Annotated in this window: 6 protein-coding genes; 1 reads left to right on the forward strand and 5 read right to left on the reverse strand. The window is 68.6% G+C overall.

Going from position 1 to position 18,885, the window contains the following annotated elements; genetic code table 11:
- The 4 genes from BM109_RS32240 to BM109_RS32255 all read right to left on the reverse strand — a co-directional run.
- The coding region (locus BM109_RS32240; protein WP_143129295.1) for an ATP-binding cassette domain-containing protein at positions 1–179 on the reverse strand (179 nt) is incomplete at its 3' end.
- 81 nt (positions 180–260) lie between these two features.
- A complete protein-coding gene (locus BM109_RS32245) occupies positions 261–1,466 on the reverse strand; it encodes an ABC transporter substrate-binding protein (protein ID WP_093352225.1) in 1,206 nt (401 codons plus the stop codon).
- A gap of 107 nt (positions 1,467–1,573) precedes the next feature.
- Positions 1,574–2,518 (reverse strand): NAD(P)-dependent oxidoreductase, encoded by a 945-nt coding sequence (locus BM109_RS32250; protein ID WP_371269080.1) that lies wholly within the window; start codon positions 2,516–2,518, stop codon positions 1,574–1,576.
- Entirely contained in the window at positions 2,514–3,938 is a 1,425-nt protein-coding gene (locus tag BM109_RS32255) for an aldehyde dehydrogenase family protein (RefSeq protein WP_218159435.1), read from the reverse strand. Before BM109_RS32255 ends, BM109_RS32250 begins: the two co-directional genes overlap by 5 nt.
- Before the next feature lie 146 nt (positions 3,939–4,084).
- Here BM109_RS32255 and BM109_RS32260 point away from each other — a divergent pair, with 146 nt between their 5' ends.
- Positions 4,085–5,038 (forward strand): LysR family transcriptional regulator, encoded by a 954-nt coding sequence (locus tag BM109_RS32260; RefSeq protein ID WP_093352231.1) that lies wholly within the window; start codon positions 4,085–4,087, stop codon positions 5,036–5,038.
- A gap of 39 nt (positions 5,039–5,077) precedes the next feature.
- Here the strand turns inward: BM109_RS32260 and BM109_RS32265 are convergent, their stop codons facing one another.
- A complete protein-coding gene (locus tag BM109_RS32265; RefSeq protein ID WP_093352234.1) occupies positions 5,078–18,760 on the reverse strand; it encodes an autotransporter-associated beta strand repeat-containing protein in 13,683 nt (4,560 codons plus the stop codon).
- Positions 18,761–18,885: the final 125 nt, after the last annotated feature.

The following is an 18,885-nucleotide window of genomic DNA, read 5'->3' on the forward strand; positions in this document are numbered from 1 at the left end:
GGCTCGAGGAACTTCGTGAGCAGGTTGAAGCAGGTCGTCTTGCCTGCGCCGTTGGGTCCGATGAGCGCGTGGATCGAACCGCGCACGACCGAGAGATCGACCTTGCTGACAGCAGTGAAGCCCTTGAACTCCTTGGTGAGCTGGCGTGTTTCGAGAATGATGTCCGTGCGATACGACATGGAAAAGAGAGTGGGGCAAGGAAAAAAGCCGTGCGGCCGCGCGCCGCGCGAAACGCGGCGGCGGCGCGGCTTCGGCGCGGATCAGCTCTTCGGCATCAGGTGGCAGGCGCCGGGCTTCGTCGGCGCATAGGCCTGCTCGCCCGGGATCTTCGAGACCACCTTGTAGTAGTCCCACGGCTGCTTCGATTCGCTGCGCTTCTTGACCTGCATCAGGTACATGTCGTGCACCATCGCGCCATCCGCGCGGATGTAGCCCTGCGCGAACATGTCGTCGATCTTGAGCGACTTGAGCGCGGCCATCACCTTGTCGGCGTCGGTGCTCTGCGCCGCTTCCACCGCCTTCAGGTAGCTCAGCGTGGCCGAGTAGTCGCCGGCCTGGAAGGTGGTGGGCATCTTCTTGTGCTTCTCGTAGAAGCGGGTCGCGAAGGCGCGCGACTTGTCGTTGAGGTCCCAGTACCAGCCATCGGTCAGGTACATGCCGCTGGTGGTGTCGAGGCCGAGGCTGTGCACGTCGGTGATGAACACCATGAGGCCGGCGAGGCGCATCTTGCTGCTGATGCCGAACTCCTTGGCCGTCTTGATCGAGGTGATGAGGTCGCTGCCGCCGTTGGCGAGGCCGACCACCTGCGCGCCCGATGCCTGCGCCTGCGTCAGATAGGACGAGAAGTCGCTCGCGTTCAGCGGATGGCGCACGCTGCCCTTGACGGTGCCGCCGCTGGCCTGGACCACGTCGATGCTGGCCTTCTCGAGCGAGTAGCCGAAGGCATAGTCCGCGGTCACGAAGTACCAGCTCTTGCCGCCCTGCTCCACCATGGCCGTCGCCGTGCCACGTGCCTGGGCCGAGGTGCTGTAGGTGTAGCGCACGAGGTAGGGCTGGCAGGCCTCTTCCGTCAGGCTGTCGGCGCCCGCGCCGGCGGAGATGAAGACCTTCTTCTTTTCCTTCGAGATGTTGCTGATCGCCAGCGACGCCGAGGAGTTGGACCCCGCGATGACCAGCTCGACCTTGTCCTGGTCCCACCACTGGCGCGCCTTGTTGGCCGCGATGTCGGCCTTGTTCTGGTGATCGGCGGACAGCACCTCGATCGGCCGGCCCAGCACCTTGCCGCCGAAATCCGCGATGGCCATGCGGACCGCGTCGAGACCGCCGGCGCCGTCGAAGTCGGAGTACGGCCCCGACATGTCGGTGACGAAGCCGATCTTGAAGCGATCGGGCGCGGCTTGCGCGCTGGCGTTCTGGATCCAGGGCAGTCCCGCGAGGACGGCCAGGGCGATGGCATGCATTCTCATTTTTTGTCTCCTAGGCAGCCGATGCTTCGGCTGCGCTTTATGTGGATCGGGAAGCTAGAGATCGAGCCTCTTGTCGGACTCGTTCCGTTCGAAAGCGCTGGCCGTCCTCAGGCGGCCTTCCAGCCCGTGGGCACCCGTGCGCGCTCGATCCTCGCGAGGTCGCAGACCGCATCGGCAATGCCCGAGAAATCGATCTTTCCGTACTCGCTGGCGCGCGCCAGGCTGAACGATTCGAAGACCGCCGCGGCCACCGGCATCGGCACCCTGGCCGCGTGGGCCGCGCCCATCACCAGCGCCATGTCCTTGTGCGCGAGGTCGATCGTGAAGCCCGGCGTGGTGTCGCCCACCAGCACTTTGTTCGGGAAGTTCAAGCGCAACTGACCGTTGGTCGCCGAGGTGCCGTAGAGCACCTGCAGGGTGCGGGTGATGTCGAGCCCGAAACGCTGCGACAGCGCGAGCGCCTCGGCGTTGACCTGGCACAGCGTGACCGCGACGTAGTTGTTGACCAGCTTGGTCCGCCCGCCCGTTCCGACGTCGCCGCAGTGGTAGACGGTCGAGCCCATGACATCGAGCAGCGGCCGCACGCGGGCGAAGTCCTCGTCGGTGGCGCCAACCATGAACAGCGATTCGCCGCGGTCCGCGTGTTCGGCCAGTCGGCCCACGGGCGCGTCGACCACGGATTGCCCGGCCGCGCGGGCCGCCACGGCCAGCCGGTCGGTGGCCAGCGGATCGATGGTGCTCATGTCGAGCAGGATGTTGCCCTTGCGCGCATTGGCGAAGATGCCTTCCGCGCCCAGGGCCACCTGCTCCACCTCGGTCGAGCTGGGCAGCATCGTCGCGACGATCGAACACTCGCGCGCGATCTGCGCGATGCTCTGCGCGCTCGCCGCGCCGGCATCGACCAGCTCGTTGACCGCCGCGGCGTTCAGGTCGTGGACCACCAGCGGGTAGCCCTGTTTTCGAAGATTGAGGGCCATGGACTTGCCCATGCGCCCGAGCCCGATGAAGCCGATTTTTTCCATTCGATGTCTCCGGTGGTTCCTGGTATCAATGCCCGATGTAGGCGGTCTTGGTCAGCGTGTAGAAATCGGCGGCGTAGCTCCCCTGCTCGCGCGGGCCGAAGCTCGAGCCCTTGGTGCCGCCGAAGGGCACGTGGTAGTCGAGGCCCGCGGTCGGCAGGTTGACCATGGCCAGCCCGCTCTTCACGTTCAGGCGGAAGTGGGTCGCGTGCTTGTGGGACTGGGTGCAGATCCCGGCCGACAGGCCGTATTCGGTGTCGTTGGCCAGCGCGAGCGCTTCCTCGTAGCCGCGCGCGCGGATCACCGTGGCGAACGGGCCGAACACCTCCTCGCGGTTGATGCGCATGTCGTTGCGGGTGTCGACGAACAGCGCGGGCGCCATGAAGAACCCGGGTGTCGGACGCTCGAGCACGGTGCCGCCTTCGATGAGCCGGGCGCCCTCGTCCTTGCCGACCGCGATGTAGCGCTGGACCATGTCGAGCTGGCGCTGGTTGATCACCGGCCCGATGTCGGTGCTCGCCGCCAGGGCGTGGCCCACCTGCACCTCGCGCATGCGTGCGCGCAGGGCCTCGACGAAGCGGTCGTGGATGCCGTCGGTGACGATCAGCCGGCTCGACGCGGTGCAGCGCTGGCCGGCCGAGAAGAAGGCGCCATTCAATGCGCACTCCACCGCCTGCGGCAGGTCGGCGTCGTCGAGCACGACGAGCGGGTTCTTCCCGCCCATCTCGAGCTGCACGCGCACCATCCTCGCGACCGCGGCCTGGGCCAGCTTGCGGCCGGTGGCGACGCTGCCCGTGAAGCTCAGCGCGTCGACGCCTTCGACGATGGCCGCGCCCGCGACCGCGCCATGGCCGTTCACCAGGTTGGCGACGCCCGCGGGCAGGCCGTTGCGCTCGAGCACGCGGAAGAGCTCGCTCGCCACCGCGGGCGTCTCTTCGGAGGGCTTGAGCAGCAGCGTGTTGCCGAAGGCCAGCGCGGGTGCGATCTTCCAGGCGGCGATGGCGATGGGGAAGTTCCACGGCGTGATGAGCCCCACCACGCCGATCGGCTCGCGGCTGGTCTGCACGCCGATGTTCGGCCGCACCGACGGGAGGTTCTCGCCGCCGTAGCGCACGGCCTCGCCGGCGAAGAAGCCGAAGATCTGGCTGGCCCGCGTGACTTCGCCGATGCCTTCGGCGCGCGTCTTGCCGGCTTCGCGCGAGACCAGTTCGCCGATCTGCTCGCGGCGCGCGAAGAGCTCGTGCGCCGTGCGTTGCAGCAGGTCGCTGCGGACCTGCGTGGTCGTTGCCGCCCAGGCCGGCTGGGCGGCGCGCGCGGCCGCCACGGCCTGGCGGACCTGTGCCGCGTCGGCCAGCGCGAAGTGGCCCACCACGTCGTGGGTGTCCGACGGGTTGATGCTGGCGATCGATTCCTGGCCGGCGATCCATTCGCCGCCGATGAGGTTCTTCTGAATGTCCATGGTCCTGTCTCCTGGTCTGCCGGGTCACTCGCGGATGCGGGTGTCGGTGTGAAGTGGGCGGATCATAAATTTGCATTTCACATGCCGTCGAATTACCATTTCTGATCGATAAATCACTTTTTTTGCTGGCAGGAAACGCGATGGACACGCGGCAGATTCGGGCCTTTCTGGCGATCGCGGACACCGGCAGCGTGACGCGCGCCGCCGAGCTTCTTCATGTGGTGCAGCCCGCGATCTCGCGGCAGCTCAAGCTGCTGGAGGACGACCTCGGCGCGCTGCTCTTCGAGCGCAGCCGCGGCGGCATGGTGCTGACCGATGCGGGCAGGACGCTCGTGGAGTACTCGCGGCGCGCGCTGCGCGAGCTCGACAACGCGAGGTCGGAGATCCAGCCCTCGGGCCCGTCGATCGCGGGCATCGTCCACGTGGGATTGCTGCCGAGCAGCTGCGAGCTGCTCGCCGCGCCGCTGGTGCTGGCGCTCAAGGAGCGCTACCCCGGCGTGCAGGTGTCGCTGTCGGTGGGCTACACGGACCATCTCGCGCGCTGGCTCGAGACGGGCGAGCTCGACATGGCGCTGCTGTACGACGCCCCGCAACGGCCGAGCGTGAGTCTCGAGCCCTTGCTCAAGGAGGTGCTGTGCCTCACTGCGCCGGCGGCGCACGGCCTCTCGCTGAAGAAGCCGGTGAAGGTCCGCGCGCTGGGCCAGGCACCGCTGGTGCTGCCGAGCCGGCCGCATAACCTGCGCGGGCTCGTCGAGCATGCATGCGCGGTCGCCGACGTGCCGTTTCGGATCGCTGCCGAGACGAATGCGCTGTCGGTCCAGCGCGACCTCGTCGTTCAGGGCGTGGGCTTCTCGGTGCTGCCGGCGGTCGCGATCCGCAGCGAGCTCGAACGCGGCCTGCTGTCGGCGGCCCCGATCGCGGCGCCCGAGTTCGCGCGCAGCATCTACCTGGCGCTGCCCACGACGCGCCGCACCTCCACGGCGGTGCAATGCGTGGTGGGCGAACTCAAGCGCTGCATGGAGGCCGCCGTCGAGAGCGGCGAATGGACCGGGGCGAAATGGATCCGGGCCGCGGGCGAGAACGGGCGGGCGTAGTCGCGGTTGTCGCGCCTGCCGCCTGCCCGGTCCTCATCCTCACCACTTCACGCGAACGCCCACCCCCGCGTTGACCGAGCTGCCCACGCGCGCCACGCCACCCGAGGCCCACTGCTTGCCGAGTTCGCCGTACAGGCTCGTGCGCTGGCTCAGCGCCAGCGTGAAGCCTGCTGCCAGTTCGGTGCTCGTGCCGCCGATTGGTGCGCCCACCGGCGTGATGGCTGCCGGGTTCACGAAGCGGGCGATGTCGTTGCCCTTCGAGCTGCGATAGACGTTCAGGCGCGCGTAGGGCTGTAGCGTGCCCGCGCTCGTCGCGAAGCTGCCCTTGATGCGCACGCCTGCGCGTGCGGTCCAGCTGCTGTCGGCGTCCTGCTGCACCAGCGCGCCAGAGATCGCCACGTCGTCCAGCCGCAGGCGCTGATGAATCAGCTGCAGCTGCGGCTCCACCGACCAGCCACCCGTGCCCAGTGCGAAGGCCTTGCCGACCTCGATCGAGGCCAGGAAGCTGTTGCCCTTGCCTGTCACACCCGCGCTCAGTTGCGGTTGCACCGTGTAGCGGTGGCGGCCGGCTTGCAGCACCGTGTCCGCATAGAAGCCGTCGTCGCTCGTGAACGTACCGTACAGGCCCAGGTACTGGCTGCGCAGGTCGTTGCGGCCGGCGGCGCCGTTCAGGAGTCCACTGCTGAAGCCGCTGACGCGTGTATCGCCTTCGAGCTGGCCGACATAGATGCCTGCGCGCCAGTTCGCATTGGCCCACAGGTCGGTACCGGCCTGCAGACCGCTCACGCGGCCCTCGGCGTGCGGCGAGACAGTGCCGCCCTGGCGGATGTCCATGTCGGTGGAGATCAGACGGCCCCAAGCACGGCGGTTACCACCGTCGATGCTCGAGCTTGCGCCGCCGCTGCCGCGCACATCGTCGTCGCCGATGCGCTGGCTCAGGCTGGCGAGCATGCCGAGGTTGCTCTGGCGCAATTGGTTCGGCAGGGCAGCGAACAATGAAGTTTCGGCGCGGTACGTCGGCAGCGAGGCTCCGGGTTCTGCTTCTGTGCGCAGGTACCAGTTCTCGCCCTCGCCGCCTGCGTCGCCCGCGTACAGGCGGTACTCGTAGGCACCGGCGTCGACGCGGCCGCCCGAGAGCACGAAGGCGTCCTTAGTGGTCTGTGCGGTAGTGGTTGCGCCGTTCTTCGCGCTGATCAGCTCGATGCCCGCGCCGCTCGTGCGGGCGCCCAAGCCACCGAGGTTGGTGACCTGCACGGTGGTCTTCCCGCTGGCGGATGCGGTAGCGCCATCGAGCACCAGGCGGTCTGCGATGCCCGGGTTGTCGAGCTTGGCGCCGAGGCGCAGCACGCCGTTGTTGCTGACGTAGGGGCCGGTCAGCGTCAAGGTGGTGCCTGGGACTGTTCCGAGCAGGGAGACCGTGCCAGCGTTGGTGAGGCCGGCCATCTTCTGGCTGAAGCCGCCGAGGTCGAGCGTGGCGCCGCTGGCGACTACAGCACTGGACGCAGCGCTGAAGGCGTTGGTGGCGCCTGCCTTCAAGGTACCTGCCGCGATGCGGGTCTCGCCGCTGTAGGTCGCGGTGCCTGCCAACGTGAGCGTGCCCGCACCGACCTTGACCAGTGAACCCGTGGTGCCGGTGATAGCGCCCGAGATCGTGTTGTCAGTGCCGAGCGCACCGGTAGTCAGCGCCTTGGTGCCGAGCACCACATCGCCTGCACCACCGAGCGAGCCAATGCTCGTCCCAGTGGTCGTCAGATCGATGCGCACCTGCGCGCCCGCCGCGTTGGTCACCGTAGCGCCTGCAGCGCTAGCGGTGTCTTGCAGTTGCAGCGTGCCGGCATTGGCGATCGCGAGCTTGCCCGCATCCGCCTTGCCGCCGAACTGCAGCGTGGCACCCGATACAACGCTTGCCGCGCCGCTGCCGAGTGCGCCTGTCACTTCGGTGGCGAGCGTGCCCGCATCCACCAGCGTGCCACCGCTGTAGCTGTTGGCGCTGCTCAAGGTCAGCGTGCCCGTGCCGATCTTGCGCAGCTTGCCCGTGCCGCTCATCACACCCGCGTAGGTGCCCGCCGTCTTGCCCTGGTCGAACGCCACCTCGGCGTTGTTGACGATGTTGCCCTGCAGGCTCGTCGCGCTGCCCTGCAGCACACCACCCTTGACGGTGGTGCCACCGGTATAGGTGTTGGTACCACCGAGGATCAGTCGGCCCGCATCCTCCTTCGAGATGCCACCTGTGCCCGAGAGCGCCACATTGAGGGTCGCCGTCATGGTCGCGCCCGCGGCCGTGCCATCGCCCACGCGGATCACCGAGTTGGCGTTGTCCACCACGATGCCATCGCCCTGCACCACATAACCGTCGGTGGCGAACTGCGCACCCGCGATGCGCACAGCGCCGCCGACCGCATCCACCGTCACCGTGCCGGCCTTGCCGCCGAACACCGCGAACTGGTTCTGCGCCCAGTTGGCGTTGACCTTGCCGTCCATGTCGGTCCAGGCATCCATCGAGGGCTGCGGGTTGCCCACGCGCCAGGTGCCGCTGCCGCCGGCGATCTGGCCGTCGTTGTACTTGGTGCTGTCGCCGCCGTCCCAGAAGTTCAGCGACAGGCCAGCCTTGTTCACCAGATTGACCTGGTTCGCCACCGAGGTCTGCACTTGCAGGTCCGCCGCCTTGGCCGAGCCCGGCACCGTGCCGATGTCCAGGCCGTTGTCGGTGAAGCTGCCGCCGTAGCTCATGAGCCTGTAGAGGCCCGGGCCGAAGCTGCCGCCCGCCGACTGCGCAATGTTCAAGGTCCCGTCGAGTTGCAGGTTGCCCGTGACGTTGATCAGGTCGTTCAGCGCACCGCCGGGAACACCGGCTTGGCCCAACTCGTAGTTCAGCGTGGAGCCGCTCGCGAGCGTGAGCGCACCCAGCGTCAGCGTGCCCGGGCTGTTGCCCGCCGCGAGGATGCCGCCCTTGTCGATGGTGACCGCGCCCGCGATGCTGCCGCTGCCAGCGAGCGTCGCGCCCGATTGCACCTGCACCGCGCCCGTACCCGTCGCGCTGCCGCTCTTGTTGTTCATGCTCAGCGTGCCCGCACCGACGGTGGTACCACCGGTGTAGGTGTTCGCGCCCGTGAGCGTCAGCGTTCCGCCGCCCACCTTGACGATCGAACCGCCGTTGCCGCTGATCGTGCCCGACAGCGTGGTGTTGTCGCCGCTCGCGCCCAACGTGAGCGCCTTGGCGCCTAGCACGAACTCGCCCGCGCCGCTCAGCGAGCCGAAGCTCACGCCCGTGGTCGCCTGGTCGATGCGCACCTGCGCGCCGGCCTGGTTGAGCACCGTGGCCTTGTCGGCCGTCGCGTCGTCCGCGAAGGCCAGCACGCCGCCCGCGGCATTGGTGATGGTCGACGTTCCCGCGCTCGCCTTGCCCTGGAAGCGCACTGTTCCCTGGTTGCCGATGGACGTGGTGCCTGCATCGAAGCTGCCACCCAGTTGCAGCGTGCCGCCCGAGGCCACGCTCGCCGCGCTGCTGCCGAGGGCGCCGGTCACGTCAGTGGCCAGCGTGCCGGCATCGACGAAGGTACCGCCTGCGTAGCTGTTGGCGCTGGTCAGCGTCAGCGTGCCCGTGCCGATCTTGCGCAGCTTGCCGCTGCCGCTCATCATGCCCGCGTAGCTGCCGGTCTTGTCTTGGTCGAACACGACCTCGGCATCGTTGACGATGCCGCCTTGCAGGCTCGCCGTATTGCCTTGCAGAACGCCGGCCTTGACCGTGGTGCCACCCGTGTAGGTGTTGGTGCCTCGGAGGACCAGGCGACCCACGTCGTCCTTGACTAGGCCACCTGCGCCGGTCAGCGCGACGTTCACGCTTGCGCTGCGCGTCACATCGGTGCCCGAGCCGTCACCCACACGCACCACCGTGCCCGAAGCACCCAGCTCGATCGCATCGCCCTGCAGCACATACCCGTCAGCCGCGAACTGCGCGCCATTGATGCGCACCGTGCCGCCGGCATTGCTGACCGTGACCGTGCCGCCCGTGCCGCTGAACACCGCGAACTGATCCTGCGCCCAGGCCGCGTTGATCTTGCCGTCCGCACCAGTCCAGCCATCGCCCGGCACGCCCACGCGCCAGGTGCCCGGGCCGCCCGCAATCTTGCCGTCGTTGTACTTCGTGTTGTCGCCGCCGTCCCAGAAGTTCAGCGACAGGCCTGTACGGTTCACCAGATTGACCTGTTTGGCCACCGAGGTCTGGACCTGCAGGTCCTTGGCCGCGATCGGCGCGCTGCCGATGTCCAGGCCGTTGTCCGTCAGGCTGCCGGTGTAGTCGATGAGGCGATAGATGCCCGCGCCGAACACGCCGCCCTTCGATTGCGCCACATTGAGCGTGCCGTCGAGTTGCAGGTTGCCGTTGACCTGCACGTGGTCGTTGAGCGCGCCACCGACGGTGTTGGCCTGGCCCAGGTCGTAGTTGAGCACCGCGCCTTCGGCGAGGCTGAGGCTGCCGAGCGTCAGCGTGCCGACGCCGCCATTGCCTGCAGACAAGATGCCTCCCTTGGTGATGCTGACCGCACCTGAGACGCTGCCGTTGCCCGCGAGCGCTGCACCGCCCTGCACCTGAACCGCACCCGTACCCGTCGCGCTACCGCTCGTGTTATTCACGGCGAGCGTGCCCGCGGCGATGGTGGTGCCGCCGGTGTAGGTGTTGGCCCCCGTGAGCGACAGCGTGCCGCTGCCCACCTTGACTATCGAACCGCCCGTGCCACTGATCGTGCCCGACACGGTCGTGCTGGTGTTCAACCCGCCCGTGGTCAGCGCCTTCGCGCCCAGCAGCACATCGCCCGCGCCTTCGAGCGAGCCGATGCCCACGCCCGTGGCGGCGAGCTTGCTGATGCGCAGCAGCGCGCCCTTGTTGTTCACCACCGTCGCCTGGTCCGCGCTCACGCGGTCATACAGGTCGATCAGGCCGCCGCTCTCGTTGACGAAGCGCGCCTGTCCGGCGCTCGCGTTGTCGAGCATGTTGATCTGGCCGCCATCGAAGTTGGTGATCTGCGCCTTGCCGCCGTTCGCGTTGAACCACAGGGTGGTGATGCCGCCGCGGTTCTCGATCACGGCATTGCCCGCGCTCGAGGTGTCGCGGAACTCGACCGTGGCGTCCTTGTTCGCCGTGATGGTCGCGCTGCCGGCCGAGCTGCTGTCGCTGAAGGCCAGGAAGCCACCGTTGTCGGTCGGCGCACTGCCGCGCTGTGCCAAGGTGATCGCGAGCTTGCCCGCGTCGGCCTTGTTGGTGAAGGCCAGCGAGGCATTGCCCGCGACCGACACCGGGCCCGTGCCCAGCGCGTCCGTGACCAGCGCCTGCAGCGAACCCGCCGCCACTTCGGTGCCGCCCGCATAGCCGTTGGCCGCGCCGAGTTGCAGGGTGCCCAGGCCGGTCTTGCGCAGGCCGCCCGCGCCGCTCACGGAGCCGTTGAGCGCCAGCGTGCGGCTCAGGTCGATGTCGAAGGTGTTGCTGCCCGCGCCCAGGCTCACGGCACGCGTGCCGGCGGTGTCGCCGGTCACGTGCAGGGTGGCGCCTTCGAGCGCGAGGCCACCGGTGGCCGCGCCGAGGTTGGCGTCCGATGCGATCTGCAGGATACCGCCCTTGATGGTGGTGCCGCCGCTGTAGCTGTTGCTGCCCTCGAGCACCAGCGTGCCCAGGTCTTCCTTGACCAGGCCGCCCGTGCCGGTGAGCGAGGACGCGATGGTCGCGCTCATGCCCGCGCCAGCCGCGGTGCCGTCGCCCACGCGCACGGTGGTGGCCGCGTTGCCGAGTTGGATCGCGTCGCCCTGCACGCGGTAGCCGTCGGTGGCGAACTGCGCGCCGGTGATGCGCACTGTGCCGTTGCCGCCGTCCACGCTGACGATGCTGGCGGTGCCGCTGAAGACGGCGAACTGGTCCTGCACCCAGGCGGCGTTGATCTTGCCGTCCGCACCGGTCCAGCCATCGCCCGGCACGCCCACGCGCCAGGTGCCGCTGCCGCCGGCGATCTGGCCGTCGTTGTACTTGCCCGGGTCGCCGCCATCCCAGAAGTTCAGCGACAGGCCCGCGCGGTTGACCAGGTTGACCTGCTTGGCCACCGAGGTCTGCACCTGCAGGTCGGTCTTGGCGCCCGGCGCGGTGCCGATGTCCAGGCCGGCGTCGATCAGGCCGCCGGTGTAGCTGATGAGCCGGTACAGGCCCGCGCCGAAGCTGCCGCCCGTGGACTGCGCGACGTTGAGCGTGCCGTCCAGGCGCAGGTCGCCGTTGACGTTGACGAGGTCGTTGAGCGGACCGCCCACGGTGTTGGCCTGGCCCAGGTCGTAGTTGAGCACCGCGCCATCGGCAAGGCTCAGGCCGCCGACGGTCAGCGTGCCGGGACCGCCGTTGCCGGCCGACAGCACGCCGCCCTTGGCGATGCTCACCGCGCCCGCGATGCTGCCGCTGCCCGCGAGCGTCGCGCCGCCTTGCACCAGCACGACACCTATGCCGGTCGCGCTGCCGCTGAAGTTGTTCACGGCGAGCGTGCCGGCCGCCACCGTGGTGCCGCCGGTATAGGTGTTCGCGCCGCTCAACGTGAGCGTGCCGGCACCGACCTTGACGATCGAACCTCCCGTGCCCGAGCCCGGCTGCGTGAACACGCTGCCCTTGTCGCTGACGGTGCCCCATAGGGTGTCGGTGGTGTTCAGCCCGCCCACGGTGAGCCGCGTGGCGCCGAGAACGACACCGCCCGCGCCCGAGAGCGAACCCAGTTCGACACCGGTCTTGGCGGTCGAGCCCGACACGTCGACCACGCCGCCCGCGGCGTTGCTGACCGTGGCACCCGCGCCCGAGCTGCTGTCGGCGAAGCGCACCAGGCCGCCGAAGGCATTGCTGATCTGCGCGCTGCCCGCAGTGGCGGTGCCGCCGAAGCCCAGCAGGCTCTTGCCGCCGTTGGCGATCGTCGCCGACCCGGCGCTGGCGTTCTCGAAGAAGCTGATCGCCCCGCCGGCATTCGTGATGTTCGACGTGCCCGCGCTCGTGTTGCCGCTGAACTGCACCGAGTTCGCGCCGAGCATCTGCCAGGTCGCGCCATTGAGCGTGATCTTCGAGCTCGCGGCGGTGGCGTTCTGCGAGAACAGCAGCATGTTGCCGGCGTCCGCGCTCGCGGCGCGGCCCACGGTGTAGTCGTTGCCGCCCGCGCTCGCCTTGTCGGTGTACAGCAGCAGCGTGCCGTTGCCCTGCTGCCGCACCGCGCCGCTGCCGAGCACACCGCTCGCGGTGGTGGTGATGCTCGCGCCGTCCTGCAGCAGCGTGCCGCCGCTGTAGCTGTTGGCCGTCACCAGGCCCAGGGTGCCGCCCTTGCCCGTGACGGTCAGCAGCCCGTTGCCGCTGATGAGACCGCCCACGCCGAAGACGCTGTTGCCCAGGTCGATGGTGCCGCCACCCGTGCCCAGCGCGAGCGCGCGCATGCTGAAGAACGGCGTGGAACCGGCCGCGATGCGCAGCGTGCCGCCATCGATCGCCAGGCCCTTGCCGAACGCACCGAGGTTGTTGTCGGCCGAGATCTGCAGGATGCCGCCCTTGACCGTGGTGCCGCCCGCGTAGCTGTTGTTGCCGGTCAGCACCAGCGTGCCGCCGTCGTCCTTCACGAGGCCGCCCGCGCCGCCGATCGAAGCCGCGATGGTCGCTGTCATGCCCGCGCTCGCGCTGGAGCCGTCGCCCACGCGCACCACCGTCTGGGGGGCGCTGATGGTGAGCGGGTCGCCGTTGATCGTGTAGCCGTCGACCGCGAACTGCGCGCCGCCCAGGCGCACCGCACCGCCCGCGCCCTTGTTGTCCACCGTGACGATGCCAGCCTTGCCGCCGAAGATCGCGAAGCCGTCCTGCACCCAGGTGCCGTTGGCCAGGCCGTTGGCGTCGGTCCAGTTGTCGCCGGGTGCGCCCGCGCGCCAGGTTCCCGCGCCGCCCGCGATCTTGCCGTCGTTGAAGTTGGCGCTGTTGCCGCCGTCCCAGAGGTTCAGCACGAGGCCGTCGCTGTTGAGCAGGTTGACCTGGTTCGCGACCGAGGTCTGCACCGAGAGCTTGCTGGTCGGCGCGCTGCCGATGCCCAGGCCGTTGTCGGTCAGCGTGCCGGTGTAGTTGATGAGGCGGTAGAGGCCCGCGCCGAACTTGCCGCCGTCCGTTTCCGCCACGTTGAGCGTGCCGTCGAGCCGCAGGTTGCCGTTGACGTTGATCAGGTCGTTGAGCGCGCCGCCCGCCACGCCAGCCTGGCCCAGTTGGTAATTCAGCACCGAGCCCGCGCTCAGGTCGAGGCCGCCCATGGTCAGCGTGCCGGCACCTCCGGCCACGCCCACATTGCCCGCCGACAGCACGCCGCCGTTGGCCACCGTGACCGCGCCTGCGATCTTGCCGTTGCCCGCGAGCGTCGCACCCGATTGCACCTGCACCGCGCCCGTGCCGGTCGCGCTGCCGATCACGTTGTTCACGCTGAGCGTGCCGGCCGCCACCGTGGTACCGCCGGTGTAGCTATTGGCCTCGCTCAGCGTCAGCGTGCCACTGCCAACCTTGACGATCGAGCCGCCGATGCCCGAACCCGGCTGCGAGAAGAGGCTGCCCTTGTCGTTGACAGGGCCCGAGAGCGTGTCGTTGGTGTTCAGCGAGCCGAGCGTGAGCTGCGTTGCGCCCAGCGCCACACCACCAGCGCCCGAGAGCGAACCCAGTGCGACACCCGTCTTGGCGGTCGAGCCCGACACGTCGACCATGCCGCCGAAATCGTTGATCACCGTCGCCTGCGCACCCGTCGAGCTGTCCGCAAAACGCACAAGGCCGCCGCTCCCATTGGTGATCTTCGCGTTGCCAGCCGTGGCCGAGCCGAGGAAGTTCAAGAGGCTGTTGTTGCCATTGGCGATCGTCGCGCTGCCGGCACTGCCGTTTTGCAGGAAGTAGACCGAGCCTCCCAGGTTGCTGATCGTGGCCGTGCCGGCCGTTGCGTTATCGCCGAACTGCAGCGCATTGCCGCCTATCAACTCCTGCCACCAGCCCAGGCCGTTGACCGTGATGTTCGCAGTGCCGCCCGTCGAAGTCTGTCCGAATGCGAGCCGGTTGTTGCGGTCGCTCGAAGCCGCGCGCCCGACGCTGTAGCTGTTGTTGCCGGCACTGGCCGAGCCCAACAGGAATACGAATGAACCATCGCCCTGTTGTTGCACGGCGCCGCTGCCGAATACGCCGCTGGCAACAGCGGAGACGGTAATGCCGTCCTGCAGCACCGTGCCACCGCTGTAGCTGTTGGCCGCCACCAGGCCCAGGGTGCCACCCTTGCCCGTGACCCTGAGCTGTCCGTTGCCGCTGATGGGACCGCTCACCGCGAAGTTGCTGTTGCCGACATCGATGGTGCCGCCGCCCGCGCCCAATGCCACCGTCCGCGCAGCGAAGAGCGCCCCGGAACCCGTGGCGATGCGCAGCGTGCCGCCATCGAGCGCGAGGCCCGTGCCCGCCGCGCCGAGGTTGTTGTCGGCCGCGATCTGCAGGATGCCGCCCTTGACCATCGTGCCGCCCGTGTAGCTGTTATTGCCGCCCAGCACCAGCGTGCCGCCCTCGTCCTTCACCAGCCCGCCCGTGCCGCCGATGGCAGCATTGATGGTCGCGGTCATGCCCGCGCTGGCGCCGGTGCCGTCGCCCACGCGCACCACCGTCTGGGGTGCGCTGATCGTGAGCGCGTCGCCGTTGACCGTGTAGCCGTTGACCGCGAACTGCGCGCCGCCCAGGCGCACCGGCCCGCCCGCGCCCTTGTTGTCGACCGTGACGGTGCCGGCCTGGCCGCTGAAGATGGCGACGCCGTCCTGCTGCCAGCCGCCATTGAGCTTGCCGTCGATGCCGGTCCAGCTCGCGGTCGAGCCACCCGCGCGCCAGGTGCCGCTGCCGCCCGCGACCTTGCCGTCGTTGAAGTTCGCAGGATCGCTGCCGTCCCACAGCGTGAGCGTCACGCCTTCGCTGTTGACCAGGTTGACCTGGTTCGCCACCGCGGTCTGCACCTGCAGGTTCTTCGCGGCCGTCGGCGTGGTGCCGATGTCCAGGCCGTTGTCGGTCAGGGTGCCGGTGTAGTTGATGAGCCGGTACAGGCCCGCGCCGAACTTGCCGCCCGCGGTCTCGCTCACGTTGAGCGTGCCGTCGAGCTGCAGGTTGCCGTTGACGTTGATCAGGTCGTTGAGCGAGCCGCCGGCCACGCCGGCCTGGCCCAGCTCGTAGTTCAGCACCGAGCCCGCATTCAGGCTGAGGCTGCCCAGGGTGAGCGTGCCGGCACCGCCGTTGCCCGCGGACAGCACGCCGCCCTTGTCCACCGTGACCGCGCCCGCGATGCTGCCGTTGCCCGCGAGCGTGGCACCGGCCTGGACCTGCACGGCACCCGTGCCGGTCGCGCTGCCGCTCTTGTTGTTCACGCTCAACGTGCCCGCGGCCACCGTCGTGCCGCCCGCATAGGTGCTGGCGCCGGTGAGATCGAGGCTGCCGCTGCCAGCCTGCGCCAGGCTGCCGGACCCGCCGATGCTGCCGCCGAAGCTCACGGTGTCGGAACGATCGAAGGCCAGCTCGCCGTTGGCGACCACGTCGCCCGAGATGCTGCCCGCCGTGCCGCCATCGCCGATCTGGATCCGCGTGTCAGCGGCGATGGTGGTCGTGCCGCTTGGCGCTCTCGTCGCCAGCGATCCCGTCACCACCGCGCCCTTGCTCACGTCGAACGAGAGATTGCCGGCGATCACGTTGCCGGTGATGCTCAGTGCCCGTCCATTGGCGAAGCTGAAGTCTCCGAAGCTGGGAATGCTGCCGGCATCGAAATCGCCCAGGGTCGCGACCATGTTGGCGCCGGTCAGGTCGACGACGCCCACGGCGCTGCCGCTCAGGGTGTCGGCGACGATCGCGCCCGACTGGGTCTGCAGGATCGAGCCGGTCGAGTTCAGCACCGTGCTGGTCCCGCTCACGGTGCCCGAGATCGACAGGTTGGTTCCCATCAGGTAGGTGCTGGCACCGCCGTCCACCTTGCCGGTGACGTTCAGCTGAAGACTGCTTTTCACGGTCAGACCCTGCGCGCTGAAGTCGCCGAGCGTGCCGATCTGGTTGATCTCGTTGGACAGCGTGACCGCGCCCACGGCGCTGCCGGTCAACGTGCCCGCGGTGATCATGCCGCTGGACTGCGCGATGCCCTGGCCGCTGTTCAGGCTCAAGGTGCCGGCCGTCTCGACATCGGCAGCCAATGCAATGCCATCGCGCCCGCCCAGCGTGACGTTGGCGCCGCGCACGGCGTTGTTGATGCCCAGTTGCCCGCCTTCCGCGGCGAGGACCACGTTGCCGGTGCCGGCATCGATGGCCTGGCTCGGCAGCACGAGCTGGCCGCCCGCGATCACCGAGACGCTGCCATTGGTGCCGTTGGCCAGCGACGACACGGTGAGGTCGTTGCGGTCGCGGATGGCGATGCTGCTGCCCTGGAGGCTGACCGCGGCGCCGAAATCGTTGTTCGCATCGGTCAGCGCGATGGCGCCCGTGGCGCCGAAGCTGCTGGTGCCGACGACCGACAGCGAACCGGTCTGGGTGATCGCGCCGCCGCTCGTGAGAGCCAGCGTGCCGCCGATCGAGCCGTCGCCCAGTGTCAGGCCCGAGGCCGCGACGATCGAGGTGTTGCCGCCGGCGATGCCCAATGCGCCGCCGAAGCTGTTCGTCGCTTCCGTCAGCGTGATGGTGCCCGTGCCTGCATTCAGCGTGGTGGTGCCGGCAACCGCCAGCGCGCCGGACTGAACGATGGCGCCGTTGTTGCTCGTGGCATTGATCGAGGCGGCGCTTCCCTGGCCGAGCGAGAGCGCCCCGTTGCTGGTTGCGGTGAGGTCGCCCGTTGCGAGGTTGCCCAGCGTCAATGCGTTCGCGTCGGCGATCTCCGTCGTACCGCCGGTCAGATGCACCACGCCGCCGAAGTCGTTGCCCGTGTTGTTGAGCGTGATGGCGCCAGTGCCCGCCGCGGCGGAGATGGTGGTCGCGCCGACGACGCTGATCGCTCCCCCCTGGACGACGGCCCCGCCTGCGCTGGTGGCATCGATCGATGTGGCACTGCCCTGGCCGAGCGACAGCGTGCCGCCGCTTTCGGCCGTCAGCGCAGCGGTCGCGATGTCGCCCAGCGTCAGCGAATTGGCCGCCTTGATCTGCGTGGCGCCGCCCGCGAGGTTGACGAAGCCGCGGAAGTCGTTGGCGGTGTTCGTGAGCGAGATCGCGCCACCGTTCGACTGGACGCTCAGCGCTCCGCCGCCGTCGATGGCGCCGGTCAGGGTGATGGCGGAGCCCGAACTCGTGATGCGCCCCGTGTTGGCCAGGATCACCACGCTGCGTGCGCTCGTCAGATCGCCGGTCGCTGCGAGCGTACCGCCGTCGAGCGCGAGCCCACCCAGGCCGAGATTGGCATCGCTGGCGACCTGCAGCGTGCCATTGCGCACGACCGAGTTGCCCGTGTATACGTTGTTGCCGCTGAGCACCAGCGTGGCGCCGCTGGCTTGCGTGAGGTCCCCGCCACCCGAGATCACGCCCGAGAGTTGCACGCTGTTCGCGCCCGCGACGGTCAGCCCACCGGTGCCGAGAACGACGTCGTTGGCGAGCGAGAGACCGGGTACCGCGGCTTCCAGCGTCCCGCCGTTCGAAGTGACCGTGCCCTTGCCCAGCGACTGCGCGTTGTCGACCACGGCGGTCGCACCCGATCCCAGCGTCGCCTGGCTCACGCCCGAGGCGCCGTTCAACGCCCAGGTGCCGCTTTCGACATCGAGCTTGTTGAAATTGAGAAAGCTGCCGTTGGCGATGGCGCCCGTGACCGACGTGCCCTGCCGCAGGCTCAGCGTGTTGTCGCCGCCGGAGCCGCCGTCGACGGTACCCGTCGCGGCGAAGTTGATCGTGATGGCACCGATCGCAAGATCGGTCGACAACGCGGTTCCGCCCGCGGCATTGACCGACGAATCGGTGGTCGCCACGAACATGTTTTTGCTGTTCGCGCCGAGTGAAACGCTGCCGTTGACCGTGCCCGAATTGGTGAAGGTGTTGCCCCCGGTCGAGGTGCCCAATGCGACGCGCCCGGTGATGGTGCCGGAGTTGTCCACGTTCACTTGCGCACCACCGTACGCAGCCATCACACCGGCATCCGGTCCCAGCAGGGTCGCACCGATGATGCCGGTCGTGGCCATCGTGCCGGTGTTCGTGATGTTCGAGCTGCCACCAGCGCCGTTTTGCAATGCCAGCGCCAACCCCGTCACGCCCACGATCAACCCCGTCGTACCGTTGAGCGCACCGTTGTTGGTCACCGTCTGTGTGCTGCCGAACCCATTGCCCATGACCAGGCCCGACGACAGCACGCCCAACCCGGTCCCGAGCACGGTGGGATCGATCCGGCCATGGTTGATCACCGTGAGACCCGTGCCGCTGAGCGTCATCGCGTTGCCGCCCAAGCCCAGGAGCACGCCCACGGATGCGCCGGGATTCAAGGTGACGTTCAGGTTGTTCGCGCCGTTGGAGTAGTTCGGCGCCAGCGGATTGGCGGCCCCGAAGCAGTTCACGTTCGACCCAGACACCGTGCACACGGCCTGCGCGGGAAAGAAGCTGGTGGCGAAAAGCGTGATCGCGACCCCTGCGACCGCCGTCGACATGCTGCGCTTGCCGCGAGCACGGCTCGTTTCTGGTACGGCGACCCAACTGCCCGTGGCGGCATTCCACAGGCTTCTGAAGGCGATATTCATGGCGATGTCTCGATGTCTTGTTTACGGTTAGAACGTTTTGACACAATTATGAATGGCGTAGCAACGTTTCCTAACTGTTAGTTCCGTTTTTCGTCAGTCTTGAATTCGGGCCGTTGCAAAGAGAA

Origin of the sequence: Variovorax sp. PDC80, from assembly GCF_900115375.1 — a bacterium.
GTDB lineage: Bacteria > Pseudomonadota > Gammaproteobacteria > Burkholderiales > Burkholderiaceae_C > Variovorax.

Bases quoted from the DNA above. Each gene is read 5' to 3' on its own strand.
- BM109_RS32245 (WP_093352225.1), bottom strand. From the start codon at position 1,466: ATGAGAATGCATGCCATCGCCCTGGCCGTCCTCGCGGGACTGCCCTGG.
- BM109_RS32260 (WP_093352231.1), top strand. From the start codon at position 4,085: ATGGACACGCGGCAGATTCGGGCCTTTCTGGCGATCGCGGACACCGGC.
- BM109_RS32265 (WP_093352234.1), bottom strand. From the start codon at position 18,760: ATGAATATCGCCTTCAGAAGCCTGTGGAATGCCGCCACGGGCAGTTGG.